The sequence below is a fragment of the Kitasatospora sp. NPDC001175 genome, from assembly GCF_053598215.1.
This window is the reverse complement of record NZ_JBSFJU010000162.1, coordinates 1-4724: the sequence shown is the minus strand read 5'-3', so window position 1 is coordinate 4724 and position 4724 is coordinate 1. Positions and strand designations below refer to the sequence as shown.

Annotated in this window: 3 protein-coding genes; 2 read left to right on the top strand and 1 reads right to left on the bottom strand. The window is 67.1% G+C overall.

Translation table 11 applies throughout. The annotated features are described in order from the left end of the window. Positions 1-66 precede the first annotated feature (66 nt). Entirely contained in the window at positions 67-1356 is a 1290-nt protein-coding gene (locus tag ACWDAK_RS40610) for a tyrosine-type recombinase/integrase (protein ID WP_427396291.1), read from the top strand. After that, the gene (locus tag ACWDAK_RS40605; RefSeq protein WP_427396290.1) at positions 1353-3803 is read left to right on the top strand and encodes a tyrosine-type recombinase/integrase; all 2451 of its coding nucleotides are present in this window, start codon (positions 1353-1355) and stop codon (positions 3801-3803) included. Before ACWDAK_RS40610 ends, ACWDAK_RS40605 begins: the two co-directional genes overlap by 4 nt. 112 nt (positions 3804-3915) lie before the next feature. On the opposite strand, the gene ACWDAK_RS40600 is transcribed toward ACWDAK_RS40605, so the two are convergent. Further along, entirely contained in the window at positions 3916-4521 is a 606-nt protein-coding gene (locus ACWDAK_RS40600; RefSeq protein ID WP_344637714.1) for a hypothetical protein, read from the bottom strand. Positions 4522-4724 lie beyond the last annotated feature (203 nt).

Sequence of the window (4724 nt, the reverse complement as noted above, 5' to 3'; positions counted from 1 at the left end):
GGCCCGTTAACCGAACTAACTTTGGCATATTCGCAGGTCAGAGGCATGATCTGTTAGCTTCCCTGGGTGTTCGAAACTGATCGTCCCGAGCGGGATCTGGAGCGGTTCGTCCTGCCTGAGATAGGCAAGCTGGAGGAGACCGGGAACCCTTGGGGCCCGTACCAGTTGCTGGACCCGAGCGGCGGTGTCGTCGAGCCGGTCCGCGCCTACTTCGCAGAGCTCCAGGCGGTGGACAGTCCCGCCACCACGATCCGCTCGTACGGAATGGACCTGCTGCGCTGGTGGCGGTTCCTCTGGGCTCTTGATGTCGAGTGGAACCACGCGACCCGCGTGGACGCCCGGGACTTCACCCGGTGGATGCGGATAGCCGACAAGCCCCAAAGACTGCACTGGCGCCACCGTAAGGCCGGCTACACCGCCGAGACCGCGCCCAAGCCGAAGACGAGCCGCAAGACCGCACCGGGCACACCCAACGCGATCACTGGGAAGGCCTCGCCCGGCCCGAAGTACTCGGTGAAGACCCGTGCGCACTGCGAGACCGTGCTCCGCACGTTCTACGCCTTCCATCTGGAGGAGGGCACCGGGCCGATCATCAACCCGTTCCCGCTGGACCGCTCCCGACGCGGTGACCGCGCGAACGCCCACCATGAGCCCGGCCAGCCCTTCCGCCAGGAACGGGCGGGCCGCTATCGGCCGAAGATCCCCAAGCGGACCCCGCGGCGAATCCCTGACGAGATGTTCAACGCGCTGTTCGCGGCACTGCGGCACAACCGCGATCGCGCCCTCCTGGCCTTCTGGGTGTCGAACGGCGCCCGCGCGGAAGAACAACTGACCAGCCGGCAGCGCGACGCACTGGCCGGCCAGCAGCTCCTCGGCATCGTCCGGAAAGGAACCCGCGCCTACCAGCAACTCCCCTGCTCGACAGACGCGTTCGTCTGGCTGCGGCTCTACCAAGAGGAAGCCCGTCGTGCTGGCGTCCCCGTCGGACCGAACCTGCCGCTGTGGTGGGCGCTGAGGCGGCCGTGGCGGCCGCTCGGCTACGACGCGGCCAGGGCGATGTTCAACCGGGCGAACGATCTCCTCGGGTCGAACTGGACCCTGCACGACCTTCGGCACACCGCCTCCTACCGGCTCGCGCGAGACCCGAAGATGCCGCTGACCGACGTCCAGTGGGTCCTCGGCCACGCGCACCTCACCACCACCCAGCTCTACCTGCCGGCCAGCCAGGACGAGGTGATCGAACGCGTCCGGGCCCACCACGTACGCCAGGCACAGCAACGCGAGCGACCCCCGGCGCCCCCGGCCCCCGGCTACAACCCCGACTCGATGAAGAACCTCTTTGGGAGCTCCTGGTGACCTTCACCCAGACCCTGGAGGCGCCGGTCTCCAACTCCGCCCGGGCTCCGCAGCCACTCGCGGGAGCCGCCCTGGTGGCGTTGACGGAGCGCTTCCCGCCCCGGCCCTACGAGGACGACTGGCCTGAGACGAGCCAGTCCTACGAGGAGGTTATGGCGCGGCTGAACCGGCCGCCGCTGCGGGCTGCGAGCGACTCCACCCACGACTACCGGCGGCGCGGGGCTCAGAACATCCTCCGCTGGCTCCAGCACCACCCGGGAGACACCTGGCAGCAGCGCTGGAACGCGAGCCCCGCCGCGAGCTGCACCGGCTCGGAGTGGAACAAGCGCTCCGCAGGCTGGACCGGATACGGAGCGGCGAACGCTAGCGGCATCCTGAACTCCGGCCTGCTCGCCCTGGTGAGCGCCGAAGTGCTCCGTCCCTCGCTCCGCTGGCAGCTCACCCGGTCGTCGACCAACATGCGCGCGGTCATCTGCCAGCACCGCGATCCCGAAGGGTTCGCCCGCCTGGAGCAGATGGTCGGCCCGCAGGCCTGGTCCTCCCACCTCGGCAAGCTCGCGAAGAGCGTGCTGGTGAAGATCGTCATCTCCAAGGGAGGAGGCTTGGCGGACATCACGGTCGGCGACTCCTTGGAGTTCATGGAGGCCTTCCGCGAGTATCGGCCCAGCACCGCCGGCCAGAGCCTGTTCTACTCGTGGCTGCGGGACCTGGGGCACATGCCGACCGATGCGCCGACGACCCTGAGATTCCTGACCCGGACCTCCGGTCAAGTCTCGGTCGAGCAGCTCGTGGACCGCTACAACCCCCAGTCGAAGCCGATCCGGAACCTGCTGGTCGACTACCTGAAAGAGTGCCAACCCACCATGGACTACACGTCTTTGGAGGACGCGTCTCGGACCCTGGTGAGGAACTTCTGGACTCAGATCGAACGCATCCAGCCCGGCATCGACACCCTACGGCTGCCCCCCGAGGTCGCCGCGGCCTGGAAGCAGGCCAGCCGAACCAAGACCACACGCCGGCGACTGCCAGACGGCTCGATCCACGAGACGGTGTCCGAGCGCGCGAACTACGGCAACCTGATGATGGGCGTCCGGGCCTTCTACCTCGACCTGGCCCACTGGGCTGTCGAGGAACCCGAGCGCTGGGGCCCCTGGGTGGCACCCTGCCCGGTGAGCCAGGCCGACGCCAGCACCGCAAAGCACGAGAAGCGCCGCAAGGCCAAGATGGACCAGCGCACCCGCGAACGGTTGCCCGCTCTGGCGACCCTGGTCAGGGTCGCCAGAGAGAACTGGGCCGAGGCCAACGCGGGCATGGACGCTCTACGGGCCGCCCCGCTGGGCGGGCGGTTCACGTTCATGGGCAAGACCTACACCCGGCAGAAGCAGGACTCGGTGACGCCCTTCCGGGCCTATGACGAGACCGGCCGTCGAGCCCACCTGGGACTGGCCGAGGAACGAGCGTTCTGGGCATGGGCCACGATCGAGTTCCTCCACCACACCGGTGTCCGGATCGAGGAGATGCTGGAAGCCAGCCATCACAGCCTGATTCAGTACAAACTGCCCAGCACCGGCGAGGTCGTTCCGCTTCTGCAGGTCGCGCCGTCGAAGACCGACGAGGAGCGGCTCCTGCTGGTCAGCCCGGAGTTGGCGGACGTCCTCAGCACGATCATCGCCCGCGTCCGTGACTCGCGCACAGGCGCGATTCCGATGGTGGTCAGCTACGACGTCGCGGAGAAGGTCCACAACCCGCCGATGCCGCTGCTGTTCCAGTGGGTCTACGGCGGACAACTCACGCCGGTGTCACGGTCGTTGATCAGAAATGGCCTTAACGACGTCTTGGGACGGGCAGGTCTCACGGACTCCGCCGGCCAGCCGCTCGACTTCTCGCCGCACGACTTCCGGCGGATCTTCATCAGCGACGCGATCCGCAGCGGCCTGCCGCCCCACATCGCCCAGGTTCTCGCCGGCCACTCCGACATCAACACCACAATGGGCTACAACGCGATCTATCCCGCCGACGCCATCGAGTCCCACCGGGCGTTCATCGCGCGCCGGCGAACGCTCCGCCCCAGCGAGGAATACCGGACCCCGACCGACGAGGAGTGGGATGCCTTCCTAGCCCACTTCGAGAAGCGCAAGCTCTCGCTCGGCACCTGCGCGAGGGCGTTCGGAACAGCCTGCATCCATGAACACGCCTGCGTCCGATGCTCGCTCCTCCGCCCCGAGCCCTCCCAGCGCAACCGCCTGATCGAGATCCGCGACAACCTGATCGACCGAATCGCCGAAGCCCAACGCGAAGGCTGGTTCGGCGAAGTCGAAGGACTGGAGATCAGCCTGGCCGGCGCCCACGGGAAGCTCACCCAACTGGACGCGGCTCTTCAGCCCTCCGTCGTCCACCTGGGTCTCCCGACCTTCGATCAGATCGCAGGACGATCCAACACCTCGTGACCGCCTCCGAGCCCGACGTCTGGACACCCAACTGAACCTTCCTGGACCGCTTTTCGTTCCGAAATACTCGGCTGGCCGCACTTCTTGGGCCGGTGGGCCGTTCGCCTATCAGTCAGAAGGGAGGTTCGAGATCGCCGCGGCCATCGCTGTGCGGCCCGCAGTCCCAGGGCTCCTCCTGAAAAGGTTCAATGTCACTGACGTCGTGGCCCCATGCTTCGAGGGCCTTCCAGGCAACGCGCCGGTTAGGGGCGTCGCTGCTGGTGTCTAGGATGCGGCGCGCGTGCACCGCAAGGTGATCGCGGCGCTGGGCAAGCGCGGGGTGTTCGGCGAGGATCAGCGCGGCGAGGCCGGCGGCTTCGCGCACGTCCGCGTGGCTGTCCTGCAGGAAGGGTGCGACGGCTCGATAAAGCATCGGGCGCAGGTCCCGGAAAGCCGCCAGCGTGGTGTCGTGGGTGAGGAAGCCAGGGAAGTATTGCTCGGTGCGGTCGACAATCTCGTCGGAGGCGTCGTAGGCCGTGGAAACCAACCAGTTCAACAATGTCGCGCGGATGGGGACGTTGCGATACGGCCGGAGGGTCATGGCCACCGGGTGGGCGAGGATGCCGGCGACATACATGGCGACGGGGGCGGTGGCTTCGTAGATGCTGTTCTGGTGGCCGACCAGCTCACTCAGTTCCGACAAAGCGGTGACCTGCACCTTGGGATCAGGCTCCAGCAACCGTGCCAGGACTTTGGGAAGGCACTCACCGTTCCCGAAAGCCGTCTGGAGCGAACCCCAATCAGTCTCCGCTAGGACTACCTGGTAGGGCGGCAAGTCAGGCTCGCGGGACGCCCCGGCCTTGGAGCTGCTGTGGTTCACAGGCCAAACCTAGACCAGACTTCTGACACGATTCCCGTCCGGGCCAGTTAGTTCGGAGAAGG